Raw genomic sequence first — 26,540 nt, 5'->3', positions numbered from 1 at the left:
CGCTTTCTAAAAAGTGCGCCGTGTCACGCGTGTCACTGGCGTGTCACTGTCTTAGTTTGGCTCGGGCCTCGGCCACCTTGCGGTTGTTGTCGAGGTCGCCGTTGCGGACGTAGCCTTGCGTTGTCTTGGTGGTGGTGTGGCCGGCCATCTTGCGGGCCGATTCGAGATCGGTGGCGATCTCGGCTTCCGAAATCGCGCCAGCGCGGGTGTCCATCGACCAGACGCTTGCCGGCACCTTCGCCGCGGTCGCCACCTCGCGCCAGTCGGTGGCATAATAATTTTCCCGGTAGGGCAGGCCGGTCGCTTCCGAGACGATCAACGGCCCGAAGGCGGGCAGCTTGATGCGCCTCAGCACCATCTGCACCAATGGACATTTGCTCAGATCGTGCTCGGTCGCCGCCTTGTTCTTGGCGGTGATCGGTACGGTCAGGACATGGTCGGCCGAGATGTCGGCCACCGTCAGGCCGCGCCACTTGGTGTTGCCGCGCACAATGCCGCCGGCATCGCCGGCCTCGAGTGGAAGCCATTCGCCGATGATGTGGATGCGGCGCAGCGCGGTGTCCCATTGCAGCGCCTGCGTCAGCGCGATCGACGGCCGCTTCAGCCTGATCGCCGTGGCGCAGATGGCGAGCGCGTGCCTGTATTCCATCTTGACGCGGCGCGGGTCCGGCGTGGCGAATTCCATCAAGGACAGGATCTCGCGCGCCTGGGCGCAACCAGCCAGGCGTTCCGTCGTGCCGAAGGAGAGGACCGATCGCAGCTTGCGGATGGCGCCATGGGCACGGCGCGTGCGGCCCTTCGATCCCCATTGCTCGAACCAGCGGCGGAAATCCGAGCCGACCAGGTTGCGCACCAGGCGCTTGCCGACGGTGTCGATGATGAGCCTCAGCGAGGGATCATAGTCACGAATGCGGGTCGGGTGCTTCAACGCCTGATAGGGCGATTGCGGATGCGTCTTGTAGACAAGCACCGCCGAGGCGACAGACCCGTCATATTCCGGGCTCTTGCCGTGGCCTTCCAGATCGGCGAGCAATTCATCGGTCCAGGTCCGGCAGATTTTCGAGATGGCCTGGTCGTCGGTTGTGACGTTCGGATGCTCAAGCAGGGCTTGGGCGATCGCTTCATCGGTGATCGGCCGCGGGTCGAGCGCCTTCGGCGCCGTCTTGCAGGCCCGCTGCGGCACCCAATAATGGGCGCGGCTGCCGTTCGCCCTTGGCCGGTATTTGTAGCCCGGCCGGTCCTTTCGCTGTTCAGTCATTAAAATTTTCCTCTCCGTCCACGGCGGCGGGAATGCCGCCGGTACGGGAAGGAGAGTCCAAACCGGCGCGCCGGTCAAAGAAAACTTCGACGGAGCGGCGATCGGTCTTGTTCACAAGCTGGTCGCGGGGCGGAAAATGGCGCGTGGCGCGCAGCCGATCGAGCGCGCGTTCGGATAGGCCGAACCAAGCGCGCAGCTCCTGGTCGGTCATAAAGCGCGGTACGAATCGCTCGTCCAGCTTCATGGCTTTGCCTTCCGGATGGCGTTGCCGCTGGTGATCATCGCGCTGCCGTCGGCGAACTCGACGCGGACCGAGTTGAAGCGGGCCGGGCTGGGCAGTCCGAAACCTGGCAAGGCGAAAGAGGCGGAACCGGCGCGGCTGCGCGCGCTCACGCGGCAGGGCTGGTCTTTGCGGCCGTGACGGTCCCAGCGATAGATGTAGGGAAGGGCGGTCAATCCGGCCTCCAGTGCCAGAAGCCCTGCAAACCCTTCGCCGGCTGGATCGGCTCCAGCGGCACGATGTCGGTCAGCGGCCAAGCCCAATTGGTATGCTCGTCGCGATCGCTGTCGTTCAGCTTCGCGCCGAACTCGGCGACGATGTCATGGGCACGCTTCGGCTCGCCCAGCATCGCCGTGCCGAGGATCGAGGCCAAGGGCAGGGCGAACGGGTTGGAGTGCCAGCGCTCGAGCATTGCCAGCGCTTCGGGCCTCAACGCCGTCGACCACGATTCGGCAGAGCGCAGGCGCAGGATCAGATCAGCCAGCTCGGATTTTCTCACCGGCCGGGCGCCGGCGTGGATGGCGATCCGAGTGCTGCGCAGCGCCCTTGGCGCCGGCCAGCCGCGAAACTCGTAGGGTTTGACGCCGGCCATGATCAGCGTCGCCCAGGGCTGCCAGATGGTCAGGGCTTTCATGTCGACACCGCTGGGAAGTCCTCGGGATCGAGGCTTTCCCTCTTTTCCAGCACGAGTTCGGCGCCGGCGCGGGTGAGGCGAAACAGGTCGCTACCACCGGTTAGTTCCGAGCCGGCGCGCCGCCATGCGTGACCGGCCTCAACCAGCGCCATCCATTCGCGATGATCGTTACCGCCTTCGCCTGTGACGAAGTGGTTTCGGTACGAGCGCCGTTGCCTGTTCGGCAGACCGAGCGCGTGTCGCGCGAGGTCCTTCTGTGCCGGGGTCATGCTGCCACCTCTGGAAATTGGGAGTGCTCGACGCCGTCGAGCAGCCGGCCGGAGGCCTTCTTGCCGACCTGTTCCATACTCATACTGGGTCGATCGAGGCCGTAGCCGGCGCCTAACCAATAGGGCTTTGCAGGCGCGATCGTTCCATGGGGCATCGGATGTGCGCAAAGCTGCCAGTCAGTCTCGCGCCATGCGCCCCACTGCTTGAAAAAGAACGGCACGCCGGCGGCCTGGCATTGATCGCGGATCGAGCGCGCCCAGGCAGGATGCATCGGCCGCGCGCCCGGGCCGCTCTCGCCGCCAACGATGATCCAGTCGAGCTTTCCGCCATCATGCCGAAGCCCGACGTCGATGTCGCCTAGGCGATTTCCGGAGGGATCACGCGCTTCCGCCTGCATCTTTCCGGCAGGCGCATTCAACCAAGTCGCATCCTGGGCATTCGCCGGCCAGTGCGGATCGGGATGACCGCCGCAGTCTTCGAAGGTGTCGGTGAACTCCCCAATCCGATCGAACCTGATTGGTCCAAGCAGCGGCTCGGCCGAGACGAAGCGGATCGCGGCTGGAGTCGCCAGCAGTTCGGGCACGCGCTCGTCGGCGCGCTTCTGATCCTCGGCCGAGACGCCGCACCAGACGTTGTGCAGCGGCCAGGAATAGACCTCGGCCGGCTTGCCGGTGAAAGTGTACCAGTTGACGTAGATGTCCTCGAGCAGGTCACGGCGCGACAGGAACTCGCGCATGCGGTCGGCACGCTTGGTCAGCACCTGGTAGGTGTGATGGTCGGCGGCGGCCATGACGGTGAACACGTCGAGGATCCATTCGTCCGGGACGTTTTCGGCGAACAGGTCGCCATGGGCGCAGACGAAGATCCGGCGCGGCTTCTTCCAATCGAGCGGCTGATGAAGCCATTGCCGGTTGAGCCGCACTTCGCCGGTCCAGACAGGGCCGGCCTTGGTGTCGCGCGTCAGGCCCTTGCGGCTGTCGATGTGCTTCAGCCGGGTGCCGGCGAGCTTCATAGCGTAGCAGTTGGTGCAGCCGGGCGAGACGATCGAGCAGCCGGTGATCGGGTTCCAGGTCGCGTCCGTCCACTCGATCGATGAATGGTCAGCCATTTTCCACTCCGTCGATATTGGTATGCCGCATGACGATGTCGGCGCCGCCGTCAGCATCCAGCCACGTTTCCACCGCCGACGTTGGGGCGGCCTTGGCATTGGAGAGGCGGACTTCAATATCAGAGCGCCGGATGCCGTTTTGAAAGTACAGGTCGTCTACGCCGTCACGAACAGGTTGCCCCAAAAACGCTTCGACTGCCGTATCGCCCAACACAGTGGCAGCGCGAAGCCGGCTCAGTTCGTCTTGCGCCCATTGAGGTAGCGCTTCGAAAGCCAAGCGCTCGTATTCAGCGATGTCATCGGGCGCAGGGTTTATGGTCGAGGTGAGCCGCCTGCCGGTCGTCGGATCGCTGTCACCTTCCTTCTCGGCCATGCGCATGGCCCATTCTTCCGTCACGAGCGGTTTGCGCACGGGCGAGCCCGAAGTGTTTGACCCTATGCCGCCGCATCCTTGCGGATCGTGGCAAAGACCGTCACTCGCGCAATCCTCCCACGCATTGCATGCCGTAGGCGGGAACTTCGCGCTCGCCGATGTTGGGGCGAGAGCGGCGTCGCGCATCGCGAGATAGACCTTTTGCGCGTCGGTAAAATCGACTCCCTCGTAACCGAGTTCGACAAGTTTGGCTCGGCCTGCTTCGGCCATCTTTGGGGTCAGCGCCTTCACCAACTCCCCCGGCACAGCCATGGTGGCAGGGGCGGCTTGGGCGAGGGTGGATGTGATGCCGTCTCTGACGCTCTGGTCCCACGCGCTCCATGATCCATCCTTCGACCACTCGCCTTTCACGACATCGAGAATTTGCGCACAGTTAGTCAGGAGGTTTGCCACATCCCCATCCACCGCCGATGTTGGGGCGGGCGGGGTGGCTACGAGAGTGGCGGAAAGGGCGGCTCTCATGTTCTTGCGGTAATGAGCTTTTGCGAAAGGCTCTTCATTAGCCCACGTCGATGTGAACGCCTCGCATGCACGCTCTACCGCCGAATCGTCCACCACGGCTGGCGCTTCGAGAGTGCTGAGAGTGGCAGCCGGGCGCAGTCGATCAAGGTCAACATCGCCCGCGCAGCCTGAGACATCCCAGACGACTTCGGCATTGTCGTTTTCGTCGATACTCTGCACGGTGCCGAAATCGATGCAGACGACGCGATCACCCTCTTTGATGGACATCATCAAACCCTCATTGGCATCAGGACGAAGAGCGGCTTGAGGCCGGTCTCGTCGGCGGTTTCCGGCTGGATCAGCGTCGGCGAGCCGGGATCGCCGAGGCTGAACACCAGCCGCTTGCCTTCGGCGGCGTTGAGCAGGTCGAGGCAGTAGCGGCCGTTGAAACCGATCTCGACGCTGTCGCCCTCGCCGTGCTCGATCGTGACTTCGTCATTGGCGCTGCCGGCGTCTGGATTGTTGGTGGTCAGCGTCAGGTTGCCGCCGGCCTCGAAGGCGAACTTCACCGCGCTGCCGCGCCCGCTCGACACGGTGCCGACCCGGTCGACGGCGCTGGCCAGTGCTTCGCGTTCGACGGTGAAATGGTTGGCATTGCCGGCCGGGATGACCCTGACATAGTCGGGGAAGCTGCCGTCGATCAGCTTCGACAGCAGCGTGCCTTGGCCGGTCTCGACGCGGATCTTGGTGTCCGACATGCTGACCTTGACTGCGCCCTTCTCGCCGATCAACTGGCGGATCAGCCCGACCGCGCGGCGCGGGATGATGATGGCCGGCATGCCCGCAGCACCCTCTGGCAGGGGCGCGGCGAACTTGGCCAGGCGGTGGCCATCGGTGGCGACTGCGTTCAGCGTCTCGCCGGCGTGCCAGTAGATGCCGTTGAGGTAGTAGCGCGTTTCCTCGCTCGATATGGCGAAGGAGACGCTGTCGAGCATCCGCTCGAACAGGCCGGCGTCGAGGTCGAAACTGTGGCTGAACGTGCCCTCGCTCATCGTCGGGAAATCTGTCGACGGCAGCACCTGGATCTTGAAGCGCGACCGGCCGGCGCTCAGCGTGGCGAAATCCTTCTCGGCCAGCAGCGCGATCTCGGCGCCCTCCGGCATCTTGCGAACGGCATCATGCAGGATCGCCGACGGCAGCGTGAAGGCCTCGTCCCGGCCGGCCTGGCAGGCGAGTGTGGCGCGCAGCTCGCAATCCAGGTCGCTGCCGGTGATGGTCAGTTTGCCCGCCGCGGCGTCGACGGTGAGCAGGACGTTGGCCAGCACCGGAATGGTTGTGCGTCGCTCGACGGCCTTGTTGACGAGCCCGAGCGCGGGAAGCAAAGCCTCCCGCGCCATGATGATGGTGTTGGGCGTCTTCACGCCGACATCTCCGGCGTGCCTTCATAGGTCGGGAGGTCCGTCTGGTCGCGCGCTGACGCGAGCACGTCCCGGACGTGCTCGGTGATGAACTGGTCGGGCCTGTAGATCTGATAGAACCAGGTGACCTTGCCGCCCGCCGGCCGGTAGCGCAGCCGCACCGGAATGCGCACCTTGTCGCCCATGAAGAACGGCGCGATGTTGAGCATGAAGATGCCCGGCACCTTCAGCGCCTTGCCGTCGGCGCCGCTATGCGTCTCTTCCCAGGCAATCTGGCCTTCGCCGCTCTGCAGCGTCGTCGAGGCCTTGACCTTGCTCTCGACATTGACCTGCAGGCCGCGCGACAGCTCGACTAGCTGCGCTGGTGTGGCGATCGTGGTGGCGAAGTCGCGCTCGTATTGGAGCTTCTCCTCCTCGGTAGGCGACGACAGTTCGGCGACGCGATCCTCGAGGAACCAGGCGAAGTCGCCCTGGTCCATCTTGACGCCGTCGCCCGCGACCCATTTCTGCCATTCCTCGGAAAGCGGGAAGGCGTAGTGGATGCGATGCTTGCCAAAGTTGGCGTGGCCCTCGGCCAGCTCGTGATAGTCGATGACGGACGTCAGCGTCGGCTTGCGCCAATCCATGTTGGCGAAGATGGCGCTGTGGCCGGTCTGATGGCGGATCGTAAGGTTGCAGAAGGCTTCGAAGGTCTGCGCCACCGCCTGGCCGACCTTGCGTGCAGGGTGCTGGCGGTAAGGTTCGAGCAGGCGTTCAAGACCTTCGACGCCGGGTGCCGTGCCGCGCTTGAGCAGGACCGGGACAGCACCGGGCAGGCCGGGAGCCTTGGCGGTGTTGGTCAGCGTCGCGATTTCGACACCTTCCGCCTTGGCGCCGAGCCATGCCGCGACGTTGAGGTCGACGGTGAAGGGCGAGGGCGAAAGCAGCGCTTCGCCTGCAACGTTGGAGGTCTTGTCGGCCATTGGGAAGTTTCCTTCAGGTTTGAGGGTTTGGGGGTCAAGACTGCTGGCGTTCGGATGCCGCGCGCGGGCCGCCGAACATGTCGGTCTGCTGCGGATGCTCGGTCGACAGCGAGCCGTCATCCAGCACCCAGTAGAAGGACGAGCCGCGCGCCGGCTTCGGCCGCTTCGAATCGATCTCGCACGAGATCGTCGCCGTGCCGGCCTCGACCTCGAGATTGAGCTTGAGGGTGACGTTGCCCTTGATCTTGGTCTTCGGCCGATCGCCGGAGAGCTCCTTAAGCTTGGCCAGCGTCTCGGTGATCTCGGTCGACATGGCGGCGGCGACTTCGCCGCCTTCCAGCATGCCGATGATGGTCTGTGCATCGCGGATTTTCTTCATGGTGTCCTCACGGGCCGTGTGCCTGCCGTCGAGTGTGACCGAACCGAAGGTGCCGGCAGGCTGGCCTCCGGACGGGGCGGCGAACGATCGCCGGCCCGCAGTAGCGGGCTAGAAGGGGATTTCGTCGTCGAGCGCTTCGCGCAGGCCGGGCGATTGCTGCTGGTCCGGCCCGCGCTCCTGGCGGCTTGAGCCGCCGCGCTGCGTGCCGTAATCGTCAGGGCTGCGGGCCGGATGGTCGGCCTTGTCGAGCATCTGCAGTTCGCCGCGGAACTTCTGCAGCACGACTTCAGTGCTGTAGCGAGGCTGGCCGGACTGGTCTTCCCATTTGCGGGTCGAGAGCTGGCCCTCGACATAGACCTTCATGCCCTTCTTCAGATACTGCTCTGCGACCTTACAGATGTTCTCATTGAAGCAGACGATGGTATGCCACTCGGTCTTTTCCTTGCGGTCACCGCTAGTCTTGTCGCGCCAGCTTTCCGACGTCGCGATGCGGAAATTGACCACGCTGCCGCCGCTGTTCAGCCGGCGGATTTCCGGGTCGGCACCGAGGTGGCCGATCAGAATGACCTTGTTGACGCTGCCGGCCATCAGTAGCCTCCCGCCGTCTGGAGGCGGAGCAGCTTCGCCGTTTTCTTCAGCGTCGACGTGCATCCAGCCGGCCTACTACGGCGCGACATGTAATTCTTCGCGCCCGAGCCTTTCCAAATGACCGGGGTCCCCTTCGCGATCGGCTTGCGCTTCTTGCGGCTGACGGGCTGGCTGACCGGCGCCGAAAATTGCGGCATGATTGCTGGCATCGGTTGAAGTGCAGCCGCCGAGGCGAACATCGCCGCCGCCAGCAAGGTCGGCTTACCAAGTGAGAAGGCCATTAGGCAGTCCTTTCTTCGGGCAGGGTGATGAGCGCATGGCCGGCTGGCGCGTTCGGGTCTGGTGGCGTCAGCCCGGCGATCTGTGCCTCGATGTCGGCGATCAGATCCTTGCGCAGGCTGGCGGCGAACGGCGCGGCGAGCATGATCTCGCTCGAATTATAGAGTTTTTCCCCGATCAGCAGGCGCAGCGGCTCATTGGCGCGCAAGCGCTCGACGGTGTCGTGCCAATGGCGGATCGCGGCCTCGCTCATCAGATTAAGCCCTTCGACAGCGCCAGCCATTCCGGCATGGTGACGACGACGAGGCCGCCCGCCTTCTTGACCATCTCGATTTCGGAAACCGGCACCCAGACGGCCTTGGCGTCGTCCCCAGTTTCGGAGACGCGCACGGCCTTGCTGGTTGTGGCGTGCAGCGCCAGCGTCAAATCGATCAGGTCGGAGCGGCCGCTGGTCATGCCGCCCTCACCACAATGCCGAGATAGCGATCAAGCCGGTCGAGGAAGGCGATCTCGGCCTTCATCGCGCCCCATGGTTCGATCGCTCCGGTCAGCCTTGGCGCCGACGCCACCTTGGGCAGGCACTTCTGGTCGGCCTTGGGCCCGAACAGGGCATGGGCTTCGGCGACCAGCATGCGATCGTCCATGTCCTTGACCTGGCGGACATAGAGCGGCATGCGATTGATGTCGGGCAGCCTGGCGGCTTCATAGATGGCGAGATCGATGCAGCGCTTCACCTCGCCGATCGCGCGATGGACGAGCTTTTCTATGAAGGCCGGGCGATCGAGCTTGGCCTCGGCGGCGAGTTTCGCCACCTGGTACTGGATCAGGTCGACGGCCGGCCGCGTCACATCGCCGAACGGATATTCGTGGCCGTCATGAATGACGAAATAGCCGGCCAGCACGCTGTCGCCGGTCTCGCGGAAGATGGCGTCCGCGCCCATCACCGAATGCTGCGCCACCGAATAGGCCGCACAGCGATAGATGCCATTGAAACGCGCGATCTTCGACAGCGCATTGGCCATGTCGGCGAAGTCGATGTCGGCGGCGGTCGGGCTGACAAGGTTGAACGCCGACCCGTCAGGCCGGAAGGCCGGGACAATTGAAGGAATGCGGTTGGCCGATTGCTTCACTGGGACACCTGCGGCAGCGCCTGTTCGACCGCCTTGATCACCGTCTGGCGGCTGGCCGGAAAGATCGGCAGCCGGTCCAGATAGGCGGAGAGCACCTTGAGGCAGCGCTCGCGCTGGCCGGACCACGGGTCGAGCACAAGGGCGGCGTGTGCCGTGCAATAGCGGCCCCAAGCCACGAGCAGTGCCTGTGTCTCCTTGGTGTCGCGCGGCAGCGGCGGCCGGTTCGGCAGAGGCGCGCGCGCCTTCTCGATGATGTCAGCCATCAGGTCGGGACGGCTGGTCAAATGGCGCACGCTGGCGTCTGTAGCGAGTTTCGCCGCGGCATCCTTGAACTCGACGATCTCGGCCCAAGTGAAGCCGGCGCCGATCAGATCCTTGGACCGGACGCCGCCGCCGACCGAAAACAGATCGCGCATCGCCTCGGCCATTTCGCGGCAGCGCGGATGCGCATCGTCGGCATCCTCGGGAAAGATCGGGCGCGTCTGCGTTGAGCGAAAGTCAGCTTGGCTAAGCATAACAATTGGCCTCCTGGGTACGTGCCATTGCGGAATGAAGTTCTGCCTGCCGGGCAAGCGCAGCCTGGTCTTCGAACCGGCCCTCGATGCCGGTGATGATCGTCGCGAGCTGGTCGTCGGACAGGCGGTCGCGCCAGTCGGTCCAGTCGCGTTGAACGCCGGGCATGGTGTCGTAGCCGAGGCATTCGAGCGTCTCGATCAGATCGCGCCTTTCGGCCGACATACCCTCAGGATGCTCGCCGACGTTCATCGGACGGCACCGAAGATCACGGCGGCGCAGAACAGGATCGCTGTGACCGCCGCCAGCGAGGCGAGATTCTTGGCCAGCGAGTAATCCTCGTGATAGCCTCGTGCGCGCTGCAGGCGCTCACCTTCGATGACGCCGAGATTGCGCGGGGGGACAGGATGCGACCATTGATACTGGCGGCGACGCTGGTGGCGGCTTGGGCCGGACAGGGGCGAGCAGACGATCCTTCCGTTCTCGGCCGGTCTGGCATGGAACGGGTCTACGTTTGGCTGGACTACGAATCGTGGAGCGAAGGGCTGGCGCTCATTCGGGCCGGTGTGCACGAGACCGACCCGCAAATGGTCCTTCGCCTGATGGCGTGCGTTGCCAGCAAGGGCGACCACGCGGTTGTCATCGGGCGTCCTTCCCTTGCGGCAAAGACCATCCTCGTCATTGACGGCGCCCAAAAGGGCTGTCGCGGTTTTGTGACCGACGAGGATCTTGGATTGCGATGACACTGAAGCGCTCCACCGAATGTGCGATGGGCAAAGTGTGAATTACTCACATCGAAGTGTCAAGCGTAAATGTGATAAACTCACACTTCAAAATGCGGGAGTGAGAATCATGCGGGTTTTATGGGGCCCGTTTGCGCGGCTTGGCGATTAGCACGGCCGCCAGTTCGCTCGCCAGATCGACGACCTTGGCGCGCTCCTCATCGTCGAGCGGCGCAAGGTAGGCGGCGATGACCTCTCCGAACTGCGAGGCCAGATCCTCTCCGAACGACCGCTCCAGCCTGTCGACCACCTCCCGGTTGAGGCTCTTGCCGCCGCGAACCGCCTCAAGCCGTGCTTTGAGTTCGGGCGGCAGGCGGACATGGAAGCTGGGGCGTAACGGTCGGGACATGACCCCGACTTATCGCCGAAAGGTCAAGTGTTCGAAATGGTTCCAGATTTTGTAGAAAACTGGTACTAGTTTCCCCGCTATTCACAGGGCATCGTTACAGGTTGAAACAATCTGGTGATCATTCAGCAATGGTTGTATGCGTACCGAAATGGGACACTGGACGGCGTGAAAAAACTGATTTGACAGCCTAGAGGAAATTGTTCCTAACTTCACTGCCGTTCGGTTTGGGAGAAGAGACAAGTGATCCAGTACGAATCGCGCGAAGCTGCGGGCGATCAGGCAATGGACAAATTGCGAGCGATCGCGACATCGCCTCAATCAAGAGCAGCGACGATCTCCGAGCGCATTGCCAGGGACACGCGATCAATCGCAGAGGCGATGAGTGAAATCCATGGTGGGCACTGGCGCGTGCTTATCGATCACGATGTTGGCGTGGTGGCGGTTTCGCGGGATTTCTCGGTGCCGCTCGGCTCGCCCAGCGCGAATCTGGCATAGGTCAGCACGGCGGCCTGGACCTCCCGTGGCGCCGCCGCCAAGCGCATGAAAATCTCGCGCAGCTCGTCGCTGCCGTCTATATCCTGCGGTGAGCCTTCGCCGGTGATGAGCCAGGCTTCCCTGACCCTGTAAGCGCGGGCATAGTCCTTGACCGCGCGGGTGATGCCGGTCCGACCGCTTTCGTGCTGGATGTAGGTGTTGTAGTTGAAGCCGAAACGCTTCGCGGCGGCCTTCGCATTGTCGAAGCCGCGCATCTCGCGCGCCTGGCGCAGCCGCGCCGCCTGCTCGTCTACTCGGGTTACATCCGTCATGGCGTGACTTTTTCACATTTCTGGTGTGAGTTTCTACTTGACAGATCGATGTGACTTTCTCACACTATCGGTCATGATGGATCATTCATTCGAACTAGAGACGGACAAAGCTGTCGATGTGGTCGCCCTGCGAGGCGAGCTCGGATGGACGCAGCAGCAGCTCGCGGACCATTGCGGCGTCGACCGCTCGACAGTCTCTACCTGGGAGACGAGGCCTCCGACCAAGGGGCCAGCGCTGATCCTGTTGCGCCAACTCCAGGCTTCGCTTTCCGATGCTGCTCGCCACATTCCAGTGGTTGATGGCGTCGCGGCCGGTCCCGAGAAATTCCCCCAAGCCGGGACCGGCCACCCTCTTTCTAGCGAGGCGGCCGAATGACCGCCGTTCGCTGCTCGCCTTCACTGACCTTGCTGCCGCCGCCAGCGGAGCCGATTCGCCAGTTGCCGGCGCCGACGCAGCGCATGTTGAAACTCCTGTCCGCCTTTGCCCGCGAACATCCTGCCGATCTCCTGGCGCGCCTTTTGCGCGACGAGGCGAAGCGGGTTTTGCGCTGGGCTCCGAGGAAGGGAGACGGCCATGCGTGAACTGTTCTGTCAGGGTAGGGAAGTGGCTTCGAGTCCTGCCCCTGCAACCAATACCCCCAGAGAGCGAAGGGCGGTCAGGTACGGCTCGCGAGGCCCCCTGCACCTGTTGAGGCACGCCCGGCGAAAGCCGTGCGGAGGAGCAAAGCTCGCCGCCCACAATGACGATGGACCCTGGAGGGCAGGCCTTTGGCTGCCCTCCAGGGGGCCGCCTTGATGATGTAGCGCGGGTTTTCATACCCGCGAGTTGAAACGCTTTCCCCCTCGTCCCGCCATGGGAAATGCAGCCCGCATTTCCCGCGCCGGGAAAACTGTGCCCCGGAGCCCGACATGGCCGAAATTTCCAGTCAGTGGTTTTACCGCCTCAAGGCAGCCCAGCGCGACCTGATAGAGCGCTGCGGCACGATCGAGCGCGCCGCTTCCATCGCCTCGCTGTCGAAGAGCCAGATGGGCCGCTTCAACAATGCCGGCGATCCCGAGCTGATGCCGCTGTCGGCTGTGCTGCTGCTCGAAGCCGAGTGCGGCACGCCCCTGGTCACCAGCGTCATGGCCGAATTGAACGGTCGGCGACTGGCCGATGCCGACGCGCTCGGTGCGGCCAACGCCACGATGATGGCGGCGCATGCCGATGTCGTCGTGCAGTTCGGCGAGCTGATCGCCGCCGCAGCCATGGCGTTCGCCGATGGCCGGCTGACACCGGCCGAGCTTGCCGGCATCGACCGGGGCGCGGCGAAATTGGAAATCGCGATTGCCGAACTGCGCAAGGCGGCAGCGGCGGCGCGCGGCGCCGGCGGCCTCAGCATTGTCAGCGGTGCGGCATGAGGCTCGTCAAGCAGCTGTTCCGGCACGATCCGGCAAACGGTGTCTGGGGCGATTGCGCCCGCACCGTGATCGCATGCCTTTGCGACGTGCCGGCCGAAGAGGTGCCGCACTGGCACGAGGACCTCTCCGGAGCTGAGCAATCAGCAAGACACGACGCCTGGCTGCGAGAGCGGGAAATCCTGCGTATTTCGATTCCGGTAGTAGCCGATGCGCTGGGAAAGGCCCTCGAATGGGGCGCGTACTATAGCCGGGGAATGGCCTACATACTCGCCGGCAGGAGCCGCAATGATACCAATCACGTCGTGATCTGCCGCGGGCAAGAGATCATTTGGGATCCTGCCATAGATGACAGCGGCGTCGTAGGGCCGTGTTCCGACGGCTACTTCTGGTTCGAATTCCTGGTGTTGCCCCTGAAGGGGTATCCGGTATGAGCGACTGGTCCGCCGACGACCTGCAGGCGCTGCGCGATCTGACCGGCCAAGGCCTTTCAGCCGCGCAGATTGCCGCTCGCCTGCCGGGTGATCGCAGCCGCAATGCCGTCATCGGCAAGCTGAAGCGCGGCAACGGCAAGCTCGGCCAGTTGCTCGGCCAGCCGAAGAACCAGGCGATCGGCCGGGCCACGCCCAAGACCGAGACGCCGCCAAAGCGGAAGTATCGTCCCGTGCGCCCGGTCATGGCGGTCACGCGGCCGATCACGCCGGCCTCGCCAGTCGAGCTTCTGTTCACTTCTCCGGATTGCGTGCACTTTTCCAAGCCGATCGAGGCCGTTCCGAACCTGCCGGCGACGCTGCCAATCACCTTCCTGCAAGCGGTGATGACCGACCGGTGCCTTCACTATGCCGGCGCGCCCTACGATCCTGACGGGCCGGATATGCCGGTCTGCGGCGCCGAGCGGGCGGCGGAACCGCTGCATACGCGGTACTGCCGGCGTCACCTGATCGCGAAACGGCAGGTTGCGGCATGAAGGCGCTTGGCATCCAAACTATCTACGGCACCGATGGCGAGTACCAGACGCCCTACATGACGCGCGTCTGGGTTGGCCGCCTACGGTTGCACATCTTCCATCGCGGCGACGCCGACCCAGATCCGCACGATCATCCGTGGGATTTCTGGACCTTCCCGCTAACGAGCTATGTCGAGGAATTCACACTACGCATTCTCGACAGTGATCGCAGCCATGATGCGTTGCCGATGGTCGCTCTGAAAATGGGCTGGGTGACAAAGCGCAGACTAGTGCGCGCTTTTCGTATCCACCATCGCCGGGCGAATTATCTACATAGGGTGCTTGGCCGATTTTCTGGGAATTGGTGGCACGACTGGCCAGGTCGATTGCGCGGTCATCCACCTTTGCCATGTTTCGATGGACGCAAGATCGTCACCATCGTTTGGGTCGGCCGGCAGTCCAGAAAGTGGGGCTTCCTCCGCTACCGTGACGGCAAATGGTGCTGGACGCCTTGGCGCGACTACATCTTCGGCGGCGGCAAGCATGCGCCCTGTGAGCCACGCGATGGGGGCGCGCAATGACACTCTCTGATCGGCCACGAGTTTACACGCTTTGTGGGAGTAGCCGCTTCCCTGAAGCTTTCCACTTGGCAAATGCTCACCTCAGCATGTGCGGCCACATCGTTATTTCGCTAGGCCTGTTTGGCCACACTGATGAACCGCGCGGCTCTCGATTCCTGACATCAGACGGTAACGAAGCCTCGCCCAAGAAGAGGAACTTGGATCAGCTTCATTTCCGGAAGATCGATCTCGCTGATGCGATTTTCGTGATTAACGTAGGCGGATACATCGGCTCTTCGACAAGGCGGGAGATTGCATATGCAGTATCCCAGGGTAAGGCCGTCGAGTGGCTGTTTGCGCCCACGACATCGGTCGACGGTGCTGCCGCATGACCGCGCATCCCGACTATGCCGAATTCCTCAAGGCCAAGGTGCGCCTGGCGCCGGCGCTCGGCTTCGACGTCGACCCGGCAACCGTCAATCCGCTGCTGAAGCCGATGACGCAGGCGATCGTGCCATGGGCCTGCCGCGGCGGCCGGCGCGCGCTGTTCCTGCGCTTCGGCCTGCACAAGACATCGACGCAGCTCGAGGTGATCCGGCAATGCCTGATGCATGCCGGAGGTCACGGGCTGATCGTCGTGCCGCTTGGCGTGCGCCATGAATTCTTCCTCGAGGTCGAGAAGCGTCATCCGAACATCCGGCTGAAGTTCATCAACCGGCCCGGGCAGATGGAAGCGCCGAACGAGATCGGCGCCGAGAGTGTGCTGATCCACCTGACCAATTACGAGACGATCCGCGACGGCAAGCTCGACCCCTGCCTGTTCACCGCTGCCTCGCTCGACGAGGCTGCCGTGCTGCGCGGCTTCGGCGGCACCAAGACCTTTCGCGAGTTCATGGCGACCTTTGCCGGCGACGATCGCAAGACCGGCCGCAAGCATGCCGGCGTGCGCTACCGCTTCGTCGCCACCGCCGTGCCCGATCCGAACGAATATATCGAGTTGCTCGCCTATGCCGCATTCCTCGGCGTCATGGATGTCGGCGAGGCAAAGACCCGCTTCTTCAAGCGCGACAGCGAGAAGGCCGACGCGCTCACACTGCATCCGCACAAGGAGGAAGAGTTCTGGCTGTGGGTCGCGAGCTGGGCGCTGTTCGTCCAGAAGCCGTCAGATCTCGGCTATTCCGACGAAGGGTACGACCTGCCGCCGCTCGATATCCGTTGGCACGAGATTCCGTCCGACCATAGCGCTGCCGGCGAGGAGCGCGACGGGCAGGGCAGGCTGTTCGCCAATTCGGCGCATGGCGTGACCGAGGCCGCGCGCGAAAAGAAGCGCAGCCTTGACGCTCGCATCGCCAAGGTCATGGAAATCCGCGCCGAGGATCCGGGCGCGCATCGCATCCTCTGGCACGATCTGGAGGCCGAGCGGCACGCGCTGGAGAAGGCGATCCCGACCGTCAAATCGGTGTGGGGAACGCTCGACGACGACACCAAGGAAAAGCGCGTCGTCGGCTTCGCCAGGGGCGAATTCGAAGAGCTGGCGACCAAGCCCGTCATCAACGGCTCCGGCTGCAACTTCCAGGACTATTGCTGGTTGGCGATATACACCGGCATCGGCTTCAAGTTCCACGACTTCATCCAGTCGGTGTTCCGCATCCAGAGATTCGGACAGACGCATACCGTGCGCCTCGACCTGATCTACACCGAGGCCGAGCGCGAGATGCGCCGCACGCTGGAACGGCGCTGGCGCCAGTTCGAGGCGCAATCGGAAAAGATGGCGGAGATCATCCGCCGTTTCGGCCTGGCCGAGCAGGCGATCGAGGGCGCGCTGAAGCGCTCGATGGGTGTTATCAGGCGCGAAGTGCGCGGCGAAAACTACCTGGTCGTGCACAATGACACGGTCGAGGAAACCCGGTCGATGGCTGAAAACAGCGTCGACCTGATCGTCACCTCGATCCCGTTCTCGACGCAGTACGAATACACCCCGTCCTTCAACGATTTCGGCCACACCGACGACGACGCTCATTTCTGGGCGCAGATGGACTTTTTGACGCCGCAGCTGCTGCGCGTGCTGAAGCCCGGCCGGCTCGCCGTCATCCACGTCAAGGACAGGATCGTGCCGGGCGGCGTCAACGGCTTCGGCTTCCAGACGGTCAATCCGTTCTCCGACGATTGCTGTTCGCATTTCCGCCGCCACGGCTTCGCCTTCATGTCGCGCGTCACCATCGGCACCGATGTCGTGCGCGAGAACAACGGCACCTATCGCCTCGGCTGGAGCGAGCAATGCAAGGATGGTACCCGGCAGGGCAACGGCATGCCGGAATACACGCTGACCTTCCGCAAGCCGCCGACAGACCGCTCGAACGGCTACGCCGACCAGCCTGTGGTCAAGCAGAAGCCGCTGTCCTTCACCGATCACACCGAGCAGCCGGACAAGGCGCTGCCGCTGGGCGAAGGCGTGCGCACCCAGACGTTCGAACGCGCGCTGCGCAGCGTGCCCGGGACCGGCTATTCGCGCGGCCGCTGGCAGATCGACGCGCACGGTGTGCGCCGGTCGAGCGGCGACCGGCCGCTGCTGCCCGACGAGCTGCGCCGCCTGGTCAAGCTCGACGCCAAGCTGATCTATCGCGGCTGGAAGAAATGGGCGGAAGAGAACGTCTACGATCACGCCCTGCATGTCGAATTCGCCGAGGTGCTCGACGCCGAAGGCAGGCTGCCGCCGACCTTCATGATCGCGCCGCCGCATAGCGACCATCCCGAGATCTGGACCGACGTGGCGCGCATGCGCACGCTGAACATGCTGCAGCAGCGCAAGGGCCGCGAAATGCATCTGTGCCCGCTGCAGTTCGACATCGTCGAGCGGGCGATCGAGCAGCACTCCATGCCCGGCGAGACGGTGTTCGACCCGTTCGGCGGCATCATGACCGTGCCCTATTGCGCGCTGCGCATGGGCCGCAAGGCAGTCGCGGTCGAGCTCAATCCCGACTATTTCGCCGACGGCGTCACCTATGCCGAGATCGCATCCGGAGGCGGGCAGGGGCCCGGCCTGTTCGACCTGATGGCGGCCGAGCAGGCGGCAGCTGAAATGCACGAGGCGGCGGAATGACACCTCTCGCTCAATATCTGCTGAACGATTGGTGCCAGCCGATCAAAAATCGGACTGTCAGTGATCCGCATGGACTTATGCCTGTTATTAGAGAGGCAAAGTGCTTCGAGTGCTCGTCGTTGTGGCCGTTCTATGTCGAGTTGGCCGAAAGTGACTCAACTCAGGCTGATTTACTGGCATCTGGGCAAGTATTTGCGCCAGCACCAGTGACATTCTTGGATTTCGTTCCTGAAAAGCCCAACAAATTCAGAACAGGAATAATTATAGTTGAAGAAAGCAACAGCGACATGCGGATATTCGCATGCAGCAAATTGAAGATGGTTCCCGTCGGGTTAATCAAGTCATCTCAGACATATTCGCGGGGCAGCGCTCCAGCCTACTTTCATGAAAAGAGTATAGATGTAAGCGATGCTCGTGATTTAATTGGAATTGCTTTCTCATTCCTGACCCTCATCAACACCCCGAACATAGTTGGCAGGGTGACCCACCTCCCGCATAGCGGGTTGCAAAAGAGGCTGGCACGGCAGCTTGGCATGACAGGAAAGTTTCCACTTCATGCCTGGACCGAAATCACCCTTTGCATCGATCCATCCGGGTATGATGTCGCTGCCGAAAACAAGGTGGTCGAGGCGTACCTCAGCGGCCAGAAGTGCCTGCATTTTGTCCGCTCGTTCCTACGCTGGCGGCTCAACAGGTTTGAACGCGTGAAGGCGCACTGGCGCGGCGATGCATCCCTCGGGATCAAGCGCAGCCGCTATGTGGTGCAGCCATGAAGCGCTATTTTGTCCGCTCCTTCCTGCGCTGGCGGCTCAATAGATTGGAGTACGTGAAGGCGCACTGGCGACGCAGGGTGTTGGCATGACCGATGCCGCGCCGATCGTCACCGACGCCTTCGATCCCAGCCATGTCGATTTCGACGTGTTCGCCATGTTCCTCGAGGCGCGCCGCGTCCATCGCCGCAAGTCGGCGCGCAAAGTTGCCAAAGAGGCCGAGGTCGAGCTTGACGCGGTGCTTCGCGCGGCCCGCGGGCGCAACCCCGGCAGCTATGAGTTCTTCGCGCTGTGCAACTGGATCGGCGAGGAACCGGCGCTCTTCCTGAAGAAGGAATTCAGGCATGGCTAGTGGTCCTCCCTCATGCGCGCCTGCGGCGTCGCGGCTGGCCACCTACGACTATCGCGGGCTGGGCAGGCTGTTGCGCGCCAGGCTGGAAGATGACGGGCGCGGCTGGCGCGTGTGCGCCGCCGAGATCGGCGTCTGCGCGTCAGACCTGTCGCGCATCTGCAACGGGCAGAGCGTGTCGGCGCCGAAGGCCATTGCCGTCTGCGACTGGCTGAAACTGTCCTTCCGCGCCTTCTACGACCCGCCGCAAGCATCCGAACCGGAGCGTGAAACACAGGAAATGTTTCACGGGAAGAGCACTGAAACAGAGGGGCACGCCGATGGCTGATGATCCCAAGCGCTACGTCTACTGGGTGCAGTTGGTCAACGGTTTCGGACCAAAATCAAGAGCCTTCGTCGTCGTCTTCGAATGCCTGCACGCCACCACCGCCGACATCGACCGGGAGCTGCGCCAGCACGGCGTCGTCAACGGCTCGCGCCTCGACACTGTCGACGACGGCAAGGGCGGGCGGATGATCCGCAGCCGCGCCGATTTCATGTTCGGCGTCGCCGGCGTGGTCTCCATCCAATCCTACCACAAACCTTGCTGGGAGCCCGAAGAATGGCCGCTGTGAAGAAATCTGCCGCACCCGGCTTTGGCAAGCCGGGCAGCATCGACCCGGCCAGGCTGATGAAGCTGCCGCTCGCCATGCAGGCCGAAGGTATCAGGCTGCTGTTCGAAATGGGCCTGACCGCAAGCCAGGTGAAGGCTCGCCTCGGCCTGTCGTCGGGGACAATCAACCAGATCCTCGACAAGGCGCGTCCGTTCACGCGCGGCGGCGACGTCAATGTCGTCGCGGAGGGGATGTGATGCTGCGCCACAAGCTTTCCACACCCGACTTTTCCGAGGTCGAACTCCGGCAAGCTCTGATGCGGCTGGGCGGGGGATGGCTGACCGGCGACGCCGCCCTTGCGGCGATCGTGCTTTGGTCCAGCGGCCAGTTCGACACAAACGCCATCGCCGCCGTCCTGACCGTTCGCGAGGATGCGGTCTGCCGCACCTTGGCGATGGCGCGCGACGGCGCACGTGCGGATGCGAGGGCTCAACGATGAACGCGATGACTGGTTTTGCCCTCGATAACCGCATGACGATCGTGCTGTTCGCCGGCATGGGCGGCGGCTGCGATGGGCTGGAGGACGCCGGCTTCCACGTCCATGTCGCGATCAACCATGACCCGGTCGCGGTCGCCGTGCATGAGAAACGTCATCCACATACGAAACACCTGCGCTGCGACGTGTTCGAGGCCGATCCGCGCAAGGTCACCAATGGGCGCGGCGTGCGCGTCCTGCATGCCTCGCCGGACTGCACCCATTTCTCGGTCGCCAAGGGCTCGAAGCCGGTCAGCAAGCGCCGTCGCTCGTTGGCATGGGTCATCTGCCGCTGGGCCGGCACGGTGCGGCCCGAAACCATCACGATGGAGAACGTCCAGGAGATCAGGACGTGGGGCCCTCTGATCGCCAAGCGTGACCCGGCGACCGGGCGCGTTATGCGGCTCGACGGTTCGATCGCGGCCAAGGGCGAGCGCGTGGCGGTGCAGGATCAATGGCTGGTCCCGGATCCTCGTCACAAGGGTCGCATCTGGCGCGCTTGGCTGAAACATCTGCGCGGGCTCGGCTACAGCTTCGATTACCGAATTCTGGTCTGCGCCGACTATGGGGTCACCACGATCCGGAAGCGCTTCTTCGGCGTCGCCCAGGCCGACGGCCGGCCGATCGTGTGGCCGGCGCGCACGCATGCGCCGCGCAAGGATGCCAAGCGGCTCGGGCTCAAGCCTTGGATTGGCGCGCATACGATCATCGACTGGTCTCTGCCGGTTAAATCGATCTTCGGCCGCAAGAAGCCGCTGGCCGAGGCGACATTGCGGCGCACGGCGCGCGGCGTCATGCGCTATGTCGTCGACGCTGCAAAGCCTTTCATCGTTCCGATCACCCACTCGGGCGGCGATCGCGTTCACGACGCCGGCGAGCCGCTGCGCACGCTGACCACTGCGCACCGCGGCGAACTGGCCGTGGTCTCGCCGGCATTGATCCGCACCGACCAGCAGAGCGCCGCCTCTCGCAATGGTGTCCATTCCGTCGAAGAGCCGATCAACACGCTGCATACGTCGTCGGGCATAGCGATGATGGGCGCGACCATCGTCGGGGCAGGCGGGCGAGCCGCGCAGTCTGCGCCGCGAGACCTCGATGAGCCCCTTGGAACGACGACCGGCAAGGAGGATCGTATTCTGGTCGCCGCGCATCTGTCCAAGTTCAACCAGAACGGCGACGGCTATATGCCGACCGAGCCGTTGGACACCGTCATGGCCGGCGCGCCGCGGCATGCTGTCATTGCCGCCAGCCTCGTCCAGGCGGGCTATGGCGAGCGCGAGGGGCAGGCGCCGCGCAGCCTCGACATCGAAGCTCCGCTCGGTGCGCAGGTCGCGGGCGGTGGCAAGCATGCACTGATTGCGTCCTTTCTCGCGCAGCACAATGGCGATCCGCGCGTCGACGGCAGCAATGAAGCTCGGCCGGGCCGACCGATCGATGAGCCGCTCGGTGCCTTCACCACCAGCCCCCAAGTCGGCGTCAGCGCCGCATTCATCGCACAGCACAACACGGGCGAGCCGGGCAGATCAGCCGAAGATCCGTTGTCGACTATCGTCACGCTTGGCTCAACGCAGGGCGTGGTCGCCGCCGCGCTCGGCAACATGCATGGCACGAATCGAGACGGCCGGCCCATCGACGAGCCGTTGGCGACCGTTGCCGCTGGCGGCAATCATGCGCATCTGATCCTTGGCTTCCTCCAGCACTATTTCGGCTCTGGCAAGCAGGATGACGACGTGCGCCAGCCGCTCGGCGCGCTCACCGGCAAGGCACGCTACGGCCTGGTCGAAGTGATGGTGAAGGGCGTCCCACACTACATCGACGACATCGGCATCCGCATGCTTGAACCGGAAGAGGGCGCGGCCGCGCACGGCTTCAAGCCCGGCTCGCTGCCGGACGAAATCACCATCGCCGGCAAGACCCGCCGCCTGACCAAGACCGAGAAATATCACCTGGTCGGCAACAGCGTGCCGCCGCGCATGATCAAGCTGATCGCCGAATTCAACGTCCGCCACGCTTTCGCGGAGGCGGCAGAGTGAATCCATATCTTATCACCGGCCCAGCGCTGGTTTCGTTCTCGGGTGGGCGCACCAGTGGCTTTATGCTGCACGAGATACTGCGGGCCTATAACGGCAAGCTACCCGACGATGTGATCGTGGCTTTTGCCAACACCGGCAAGGAACGCGAGGAGACGCTGCGCTTCGTGCATGAGTGCGGGTTGAGATGGGGCGTCCGCATTCATTGGGTAGAATGGCGCGATGGTAAGCCCGGCTTTGCAGAAGTTGACTTCAGCAGTGCCAGCCGCAATGGCCAGCCGTTCTCGGCTCTCATCGCTAAGAAATCCCGTCTCCCCAACGGCCATGAGCGCTGGTGCACCGAGTACCTGAAAGTGCGGCCGATCTTCGAATTGATGCGGCATCAGCTTTGCCTGGAACCGGGCAGCTATGAGGAAATTATCGGCCTGCGGCACGACGAGGGTATGCGTATCTTCCGAGGCATGGACCGCGCTGCGAAAGATGGCCGCAGCGTTTCGTATCCTCTCGCCAAAGCGAAGGTACTCAAATCTACCGTGTCTGCCTTTTGGGAAACGCAGCCCTTCTTCCTCGATCTGGAGCCATGGGAAGGCAATTGCGACCTTTGCTTCCAAAAAGGGAAAGGGATCCGAAAGCGAATCATCCGAGATCACCCGTCCGCCCCAGCGTGGTGGGCCGGTGAAGAGGCCGGCATTGGAGGGCAATTCGACAAGCGGGATAGCGTGGCTGGGCTCGTGAACCAGGTCAGGGTCACTCCTACACTATGGGAGGCATTTTCCGACAGCTTTGACGACAGCATGGAATACGACGTCGAGTGCGGCCTTCACTGCGGGGTCGCAGCATGAACTTGCAGCCCTTCTTGATTGGCGATGGCTGGATAGAAGTGCTCGACGGCAACGATACGGCACGGGACATCTTTAAACGCCACTACAGTTATAGGTCGCGCCAGCAGATGCGCCGAGCCGAACTCATCATGGGCCCGGGTTTCAAGCTGCTCCTGTTGACAGCAGATGCCGGCGCCCTTTGCGCGTGGCGGAAGGAGAAGCACCGGGCAGACGGTCAGTTCGGTGTCGAATGCGCGATCTTTCGTCGTGAGGACGGTGACCTTGCCAGCGGATTGCTGACGGCGGCGATGTCGATCGCGTGGGCTCGCTGGCCGGGGGAACGGCTCTTCACGTTCGTCGATCCGCGTGAGGTGGTTCCAACCATGCGCGCGTCGCGACCCACCTGGGGGCATTGTTTCTATCAGGCAGGCTGGCGCTTTGTCGGGATCACCAAAAAGCGCCTCCACATTCTCGACTGCCGCCCGGAATATTTAAACCGCAACAGTGGTAATCCCGCTGCAGGATCGCGCTCATGAGCGAGGCGATAAAACTCTTCATCGAAGATGCGCGCGCGGTGTCGATCGAGGATGCCGCAAAGATCATGCGGCTGACGTTCAAGCGGAGCGGCGTCGAGCATCCGCAGCCATGCCCGCACTGCTTTGGCACGGATACATTTTCGTTCAACACGAAGAAGGAAAAGTGGAACTGCCGGGCCGGCGGCATAGGCGGCAACGATGCGATCGGCATGGCCGCCCATTGCGAGGGCCTCGACATCAAGAGCCGCGAAGGTCTCCTCGAGGCCTGTTCTGTCGTGCTCGACCGGGACATTCCGGATGAAGGCGAGCGCGAAAGCGACGAGGATCGCGCCGCGCGCAAGAAGCGGCTGGAAGAACGCCGCCTGCAGAACGATGCCGACGCCGCGGCGCGGGCAGATAGCCAGGCCGACTTTCGCGAGAAGGAGCGTGCCAAGGCGCGCGGCATCTATCAGGCGACCATGCTGCTTCGCGCCGATCGCCTGGCCGCCAGCATCGTCGTCGAATATCTGCGCCGTCGCGGTTGCGACGCACCGCCCGGTGTATGGCTGCGCGCCTCGGCCGAGCAGCCATACTGGCATGGACAGGACGAACGCGGGAGCCCTGCCGTCCTCTATACCGGTGTGGCGATGGTGGCGCCCTTCGTCGACCCTGCCCTGTTGCCGATCGGCTGCCACATCACCTGGATCGACCTGAAGCAGCCGCCGAAGTTCCGGCCGCTGTTGGCCGATCCCGCTACCGGCGAGGTGCTGCCGACCAAGAAGATGCGCGGCTCGAAGAAGGGCGGCCTGATCCCGATCGTCGGCGATCCGGAGGCGCAGCGCTGGGTCGGGGGCGAGGGGATCGAGAACGGCGCGGCCTTTGCCGCGTGGGAAGGATATCGCGAGGATACGTTCTATTTCGCGGCCGGTGACCTCGGCAATCTGTCTGGCCCGGCCGATCCCTCGTCGCGCTTCGCGCATCCGACGTTGAAGAAGCCTGACGCCAAGGGCGTCGCGCGGCCGGTGATGGTCGCCGGGCCTATACCGAAGCGCGACCAGGATGCCGACGACGCCATGTGGGTGGCCGATCACGTCCGCGAGCTGGTGTTGCTTGCCGACGGCGATTCCGAGCGGGTGATGACGGCTGCCGCAATGGCTCGGGCCCGCGCCCGGCATGCCCGGCCGGGGCGCATCATCCCGATCGTCTGGCCGCGCGCCGGATATGACTTTTCACGCATGGCAGTCGAGACGGGGGAATAGTGGGCAAGAAAAAGACTGGCATGCCTGAAGAGGTGGCCACCATTCTCGACGAAGCGACGCGCCAGGCCGAAGCAGCCGGGCTGCCCCGCACCCCGCTCGATGTCGATGTGACTGTCGACGAACTGGATGATGGTGAGCCGGGCACCGGGCCGCGCCGCGGCAGCAAGGTCGATATGGAGGCGGTCAAGGCTTGTGCAGGCCTCGACCATTCCGACACCGACAATGCCGAGCGTCTGCTTGCCCACTTCGGCGAAGATCTGCTTGTGCTGGCCCAGGCGAAGGCGCGCAAGGCCGCCTATGCGGTTTGGACTGGCACGCATTGGGATATCGACACCGGCGATCCGCGCTCGCTGGCGGTGGCACAGAACCTCGGCGGGCGCATCGCGCTGGAGATCGAATACATCGATCACACACCGGCTGAGAACATCGCGATCGAGCGCGGCCATGAGGCGCTGAAGAAGCTGGAGCAAGAGCGTTCTCCTGGCGAGAAAAAAGTCGCCAAGATGGCGGAGGCGGCCCAAAAGAACCTCGCTGCGCGCATCAGCCGGCGCATGTCGCACGCCGTCTCCTCGAAGAACAAAGGGCGGCTCGAGGCGATGCTCGCCTGTGCAGCACCCCACGTCATGCGCGGGCCTGACGAATTCAACGCCGACCCGCTGAAGGTCGCGCTGCGCGGCCATACACTGTGCTTCCGCAAAGTGATCAAGACCGTCCGCAATCCCGCCTTCGACGATCCCGACGACAGCCGCGAGGACGTGCCGGAGTTCATCGTCGCGCCTGTCGCCGAGCTGAAGGTGGTCAAGGGCCATCGCCGGCAGGATCTGATCACACAGGTCGTGCCGGTCGATTACGACGCAAAGGCCGACTGCCCGAAATGGCTCGCCTTCATGACGCGCATGCTGCCGCACGAAGAGGTGCGGCGCATGGTCCAGGTGGCGGCCGGGCTCGGCCTGATCGGCCTGACCGTGCAAAAGTTGTTCTTCCACTATGGCTTCGGCGCCAACGGCAAGTCGGTCTTTCTGGAGGTGCTTTGCCGGCTGCTCGGCGAGGTCTCGGTCACGCTGCCGTCCGAATCGTTCACCGGCGAGGGCAAGGCCGGCGGCTCGGCCAATCCGGATATGGCGCGGCTCTATGGCCGCCGGTTCCTGCGCGTCAAGGAAATGCCAGAGGGCGAGGATCTGCGCGAGAACCTGGTCAAGGACCTGACCGGCGGCGAGCACTTTGCCGTGCGCGACCTGTTCCAGGGCTATTTCGACTTCAAGCCGATCTTCACCGGCCACATGTCCGGCAACGGCTATCCGAAGATCTCCGGCACCGACAACGGCATCTGGCGGCGCATGGCCGTCGTCCACTGGCCGGTCGTCCTCGAGGCGAGTGAGCAGCGCGAGTTCGAGGAGGTCGTTTCCGAATTCCTGCCGGAGCACCCCGGCATCCTGAACTGGCTGGTCGAGGGCGTGAAGATCTTCCTGCGCGAAGGCCTCATCGTGCCCGAGGCGGTTCTGGCGAAGACGCAGGAGTATCGCGACCAGATGGACCCGACGGCGGCCTTCGTGGCGCGCTGCGTGGTGCGCGAGGAGGGCGAGCCGGTGACGGCCAAGCAGTTCTATCAGGCGTATGTCGACTTCACGGTCGACCAGGGCGGCAAGCCGGTCTCGCTGACCCGCTTCGGCCTGATCATGCAGAAGAAGTACCGGCGCGAGGATGGCCGGATCGTCCACTACCACGGCATCCGCCTCGTCGACGTGCCGCCGCCCAAGCGCGAAGGCGGGTCCGGCCAGCATGATTTCGAGGAGCATCTCCGCTCATGACGCGTCTCCCCGCGACCCCTCGTTCGGCCTGCAGTTTGGCCCGCAAACCCATGCGCGCCTTGAATTCATTGGCTTTTCCATGGCGACACTTGGAGACAGTCGCGCCAGTTCGCGCTACTCGCTTCGCAGTGAATAAGACAGCGAAAACAAAGGGTTGCGACAGTCTGCACCACTTTGGCGAGGGCTATAGGTGTGAAGAGGGGTCCGGGGGAGAAAAGGTTTTATG

General features: G+C 63.6%; 38 protein-coding genes. 18 read left to right on the top strand and 20 right to left on the bottom strand.

Annotated elements, in window-relative coordinates:
- Positions 1-43: 43 nt before the first annotated feature.
- The 20 genes from NKJ32_RS21355 to NKJ32_RS21260 form a co-directional block, all read right to left on the bottom strand.
- Positions 44-1,258, bottom strand: a complete 1,215-nt coding sequence (locus NKJ32_RS21355; protein ID WP_352828869.1) for a hypothetical protein — start codon at positions 1,256-1,258, stop codon at positions 44-46.
- Positions 1,251-1,502: a hypothetical protein gene (locus NKJ32_RS21350; RefSeq protein WP_352828867.1), complete on the bottom strand. Its 252-nt coding sequence runs from the start codon at positions 1,500-1,502 to the stop codon at positions 1,251-1,253. Before NKJ32_RS21350 ends, NKJ32_RS21355 begins: the two co-directional genes overlap by 8 nt.
- On the bottom strand, positions 1,499-1,714 hold the full coding sequence (locus tag NKJ32_RS21345; protein WP_352828865.1) for a hypothetical protein: 216 nt from the start codon (positions 1,712-1,714) through the stop codon (positions 1,499-1,501). The genes NKJ32_RS21350 and NKJ32_RS21345 overlap by 4 nt, the downstream gene beginning before the upstream one ends.
- The gene (locus NKJ32_RS21340) at positions 1,711-2,172 is read right to left on the bottom strand and encodes an ASCH domain-containing protein (protein ID WP_352828863.1); all 462 of its coding nucleotides are present in this window, start codon (positions 2,170-2,172) and stop codon (positions 1,711-1,713) included. The genes NKJ32_RS21345 and NKJ32_RS21340 overlap by 4 nt, the downstream gene beginning before the upstream one ends.
- On the bottom strand, positions 2,169-2,441 hold the full coding sequence (locus NKJ32_RS21335; RefSeq protein WP_352828861.1) for a hypothetical protein: 273 nt from the start codon (positions 2,439-2,441) through the stop codon (positions 2,169-2,171). Before NKJ32_RS21335 ends, NKJ32_RS21340 begins: the two co-directional genes overlap by 4 nt.
- A complete protein-coding gene (locus tag NKJ32_RS21330) occupies positions 2,438-3,550 on the bottom strand; it encodes a DUF5131 family protein (protein ID WP_352828859.1) in 1,113 nt (370 codons plus the stop codon). Before NKJ32_RS21330 ends, NKJ32_RS21335 begins: the two co-directional genes overlap by 4 nt.
- Positions 3,543-4,715, bottom strand: coding sequence for a hypothetical protein (locus NKJ32_RS21325; protein ID WP_352828857.1), 1,173 nt, complete (start codon positions 4,713-4,715; stop codon positions 3,543-3,545). Before NKJ32_RS21325 ends, NKJ32_RS21330 begins: the two co-directional genes overlap by 8 nt.
- Positions 4,715-5,845, bottom strand: a complete 1,131-nt coding sequence (dnaN, locus tag NKJ32_RS21320; protein ID WP_352828855.1) for a DNA polymerase III subunit beta — start codon at positions 5,843-5,845, stop codon at positions 4,715-4,717. Before dnaN ends, NKJ32_RS21325 begins: the two co-directional genes overlap by 1 nt.
- A complete protein-coding gene (locus NKJ32_RS21315; RefSeq protein WP_352828853.1) occupies positions 5,842-6,804 on the bottom strand; it encodes a DUF2303 family protein in 963 nt (320 codons plus the stop codon). Before NKJ32_RS21315 ends, dnaN begins: the two co-directional genes overlap by 4 nt.
- Positions 6,805-6,838: 34 nt before the next feature.
- Complete coding sequence (locus NKJ32_RS21310; protein ID WP_352704999.1) at positions 6,839-7,183, bottom strand: YfdP family phage-associated protein; 345 nt, start codon at positions 7,181-7,183, stop codon at positions 6,839-6,841.
- A gap of 108 nt (positions 7,184-7,291) precedes the next feature.
- Positions 7,292-7,771, bottom strand: coding sequence for a single-stranded DNA-binding protein (ssb, locus tag NKJ32_RS21305; RefSeq protein ID WP_352828851.1), 480 nt, complete (start codon positions 7,769-7,771; stop codon positions 7,292-7,294).
- On the bottom strand, positions 7,771-8,052 hold the full coding sequence (locus tag NKJ32_RS21300; RefSeq protein WP_352828849.1) for a hypothetical protein: 282 nt from the start codon (positions 8,050-8,052) through the stop codon (positions 7,771-7,773). The genes ssb and NKJ32_RS21300 overlap by 1 nt, the downstream gene beginning before the upstream one ends.
- A complete protein-coding gene (locus NKJ32_RS21295) occupies positions 8,052-8,303 on the bottom strand; it encodes a hypothetical protein (RefSeq protein ID WP_352828847.1) in 252 nt (83 codons plus the stop codon). The genes NKJ32_RS21300 and NKJ32_RS21295 overlap by 1 nt, the downstream gene beginning before the upstream one ends.
- Positions 8,303-8,506, bottom strand: coding sequence for a hypothetical protein (locus tag NKJ32_RS21290; RefSeq protein ID WP_352828846.1), 204 nt, complete (start codon positions 8,504-8,506; stop codon positions 8,303-8,305). The genes NKJ32_RS21295 and NKJ32_RS21290 overlap by 1 nt, the downstream gene beginning before the upstream one ends.
- Entirely contained in the window at positions 8,503-9,180 is a 678-nt protein-coding gene (locus NKJ32_RS21285) for a hypothetical protein (RefSeq protein ID WP_352828844.1), read from the bottom strand. The genes NKJ32_RS21290 and NKJ32_RS21285 overlap by 4 nt, the downstream gene beginning before the upstream one ends.
- Positions 9,177-9,695 (bottom strand): hypothetical protein, encoded by a 519-nt coding sequence (locus tag NKJ32_RS21280; protein WP_352828843.1) that lies wholly within the window; start codon positions 9,693-9,695, stop codon positions 9,177-9,179. The genes NKJ32_RS21285 and NKJ32_RS21280 overlap by 4 nt, the downstream gene beginning before the upstream one ends.
- Positions 9,688-9,945, bottom strand: a complete 258-nt coding sequence (locus NKJ32_RS21275; protein WP_352828841.1) for a hypothetical protein — start codon at positions 9,943-9,945, stop codon at positions 9,688-9,690. Before NKJ32_RS21275 ends, NKJ32_RS21280 begins: the two co-directional genes overlap by 8 nt.
- Positions 9,942-10,439 (bottom strand): hypothetical protein, encoded by a 498-nt coding sequence (locus NKJ32_RS21270; protein WP_352828839.1) that lies wholly within the window; start codon positions 10,437-10,439, stop codon positions 9,942-9,944. The genes NKJ32_RS21275 and NKJ32_RS21270 overlap by 4 nt, the downstream gene beginning before the upstream one ends.
- 115 nt (positions 10,440-10,554) lie before the next feature.
- Entirely contained in the window at positions 10,555-10,824 is a 270-nt protein-coding gene (locus NKJ32_RS21265; RefSeq protein WP_352828837.1) for a hypothetical protein, read from the bottom strand.
- 419 nt (positions 10,825-11,243) lie between these two features.
- Complete coding sequence (locus NKJ32_RS21260; RefSeq protein ID WP_352828834.1) at positions 11,244-11,630, bottom strand: helix-turn-helix domain-containing protein; 387 nt, start codon at positions 11,628-11,630, stop codon at positions 11,244-11,246.
- A gap of 73 nt (positions 11,631-11,703) precedes the next feature.
- Between NKJ32_RS21260 and NKJ32_RS21255 the strand changes: the two genes are divergently transcribed.
- The 18 genes from NKJ32_RS21255 to NKJ32_RS21170 all read left to right on the top strand — a co-directional run bounded on the left by NKJ32_RS21255 (position 11,704) and on the right by NKJ32_RS21170 (position 26,314).
- On the top strand, positions 11,704-12,006 hold the full coding sequence (locus NKJ32_RS21255; protein ID WP_352828832.1) for a helix-turn-helix domain-containing protein: 303 nt from the start codon (positions 11,704-11,706) through the stop codon (positions 12,004-12,006).
- Positions 12,003-12,212 carry a hypothetical protein gene (locus NKJ32_RS21250; protein WP_352828830.1) on the top strand — a complete coding sequence of 70 codons (210 nt, stop codon included), beginning with the start codon at positions 12,003-12,005 and terminating at the stop codon, positions 12,210-12,212. Before NKJ32_RS21255 ends, NKJ32_RS21250 begins: the two co-directional genes overlap by 4 nt.
- Before the next feature lie 327 nt (positions 12,213-12,539).
- A complete protein-coding gene (locus NKJ32_RS21245) occupies positions 12,540-13,031 on the top strand; it encodes a hypothetical protein (RefSeq protein ID WP_352828827.1) in 492 nt (163 codons plus the stop codon).
- Positions 13,028-13,462 carry a hypothetical protein gene (locus NKJ32_RS21240; protein WP_352828824.1) on the top strand — a complete coding sequence of 145 codons (435 nt, stop codon included), beginning with the start codon at positions 13,028-13,030 and terminating at the stop codon, positions 13,460-13,462. The genes NKJ32_RS21245 and NKJ32_RS21240 overlap by 4 nt, the downstream gene beginning before the upstream one ends.
- Complete coding sequence (locus NKJ32_RS21235) at positions 13,459-13,995, top strand: GcrA family cell cycle regulator (protein WP_352828821.1); 537 nt, start codon at positions 13,459-13,461, stop codon at positions 13,993-13,995. The genes NKJ32_RS21240 and NKJ32_RS21235 overlap by 4 nt, the downstream gene beginning before the upstream one ends.
- The gene (locus NKJ32_RS21230; protein ID WP_352828818.1) at positions 13,992-14,555 is read left to right on the top strand and encodes a hypothetical protein; all 564 of its coding nucleotides are present in this window, start codon (positions 13,992-13,994) and stop codon (positions 14,553-14,555) included. The genes NKJ32_RS21235 and NKJ32_RS21230 overlap by 4 nt, the downstream gene beginning before the upstream one ends.
- Positions 14,556-14,922: 367 nt before the next feature.
- Positions 14,923-17,634 carry a DNA methyltransferase gene (locus NKJ32_RS21225; RefSeq protein ID WP_352828815.1) on the top strand — a complete coding sequence of 904 codons (2,712 nt, stop codon included), beginning with the start codon at positions 14,923-14,925 and terminating at the stop codon, positions 17,632-17,634.
- Complete coding sequence (locus NKJ32_RS21220; RefSeq protein WP_352828812.1) at positions 17,631-18,407, top strand: hypothetical protein; 777 nt, start codon at positions 17,631-17,633, stop codon at positions 18,405-18,407. The genes NKJ32_RS21225 and NKJ32_RS21220 overlap by 4 nt, the downstream gene beginning before the upstream one ends.
- Before the next feature lie 85 nt (positions 18,408-18,492).
- Complete coding sequence (locus NKJ32_RS21215; RefSeq protein ID WP_352828809.1) at positions 18,493-18,756, top strand: hypothetical protein; 264 nt, start codon at positions 18,493-18,495, stop codon at positions 18,754-18,756.
- Positions 18,749-19,081, top strand: coding sequence for a hypothetical protein (locus NKJ32_RS21210; RefSeq protein WP_352828806.1), 333 nt, complete (start codon positions 18,749-18,751; stop codon positions 19,079-19,081). Before NKJ32_RS21215 ends, NKJ32_RS21210 begins: the two co-directional genes overlap by 8 nt.
- Positions 19,074-19,367 carry a hypothetical protein gene (locus tag NKJ32_RS21205; RefSeq protein ID WP_352828803.1) on the top strand — a complete coding sequence of 98 codons (294 nt, stop codon included), beginning with the start codon at positions 19,074-19,076 and terminating at the stop codon, positions 19,365-19,367. The genes NKJ32_RS21210 and NKJ32_RS21205 overlap by 8 nt, the downstream gene beginning before the upstream one ends.
- Entirely contained in the window at positions 19,355-19,603 is a 249-nt protein-coding gene (locus NKJ32_RS21200) for a sigma factor-like helix-turn-helix DNA-binding protein (protein ID WP_352828800.1), read from the top strand. Before NKJ32_RS21205 ends, NKJ32_RS21200 begins: the two co-directional genes overlap by 13 nt.
- A complete protein-coding gene (locus tag NKJ32_RS21195) occupies positions 19,603-19,845 on the top strand; it encodes a hypothetical protein (protein ID WP_352828798.1) in 243 nt (80 codons plus the stop codon). Before NKJ32_RS21200 ends, NKJ32_RS21195 begins: the two co-directional genes overlap by 1 nt.
- Positions 19,842-21,914, top strand: coding sequence for a DNA cytosine methyltransferase (locus NKJ32_RS21190; protein WP_502902696.1), 2,073 nt, complete (start codon positions 19,842-19,844; stop codon positions 21,912-21,914). Before NKJ32_RS21195 ends, NKJ32_RS21190 begins: the two co-directional genes overlap by 4 nt.
- Positions 21,911-22,753: an adenine nucleotide alpha hydrolase family protein gene (locus tag NKJ32_RS21185; protein ID WP_352828792.1), complete on the top strand. Its 843-nt coding sequence runs from the start codon at positions 21,911-21,913 to the stop codon at positions 22,751-22,753. Before NKJ32_RS21190 ends, NKJ32_RS21185 begins: the two co-directional genes overlap by 4 nt.
- Positions 22,750-23,268, top strand: coding sequence for a hypothetical protein (locus NKJ32_RS21180; RefSeq protein ID WP_352828790.1), 519 nt, complete (start codon positions 22,750-22,752; stop codon positions 23,266-23,268). Before NKJ32_RS21185 ends, NKJ32_RS21180 begins: the two co-directional genes overlap by 4 nt.
- Positions 23,265-24,506 (top strand): DUF7146 domain-containing protein, encoded by a 1,242-nt coding sequence (locus NKJ32_RS21175; protein ID WP_352828788.1) that lies wholly within the window; start codon positions 23,265-23,267, stop codon positions 24,504-24,506. The genes NKJ32_RS21180 and NKJ32_RS21175 overlap by 4 nt, the downstream gene beginning before the upstream one ends.
- Before the next feature lie 20 nt (positions 24,507-24,526).
- On the top strand, positions 24,527-26,314 hold the full coding sequence (locus tag NKJ32_RS21170) for a DNA primase family protein (RefSeq protein WP_352828786.1): 1,788 nt from the start codon (positions 24,527-24,529) through the stop codon (positions 26,312-26,314).
- Positions 26,315-26,540: the final 226 nt, after the last annotated feature.

Origin of the sequence: Mesorhizobium sp. M0159, assembly GCF_040322295.1 — a bacterium.
Lineage (GTDB): Bacteria > Pseudomonadota > Alphaproteobacteria > Rhizobiales > Rhizobiaceae > Mesorhizobium.
The sequence above is the reverse complement of the archived record's forward strand: the minus strand, read 5'-3'. Positions and strand labels throughout refer to the sequence as shown.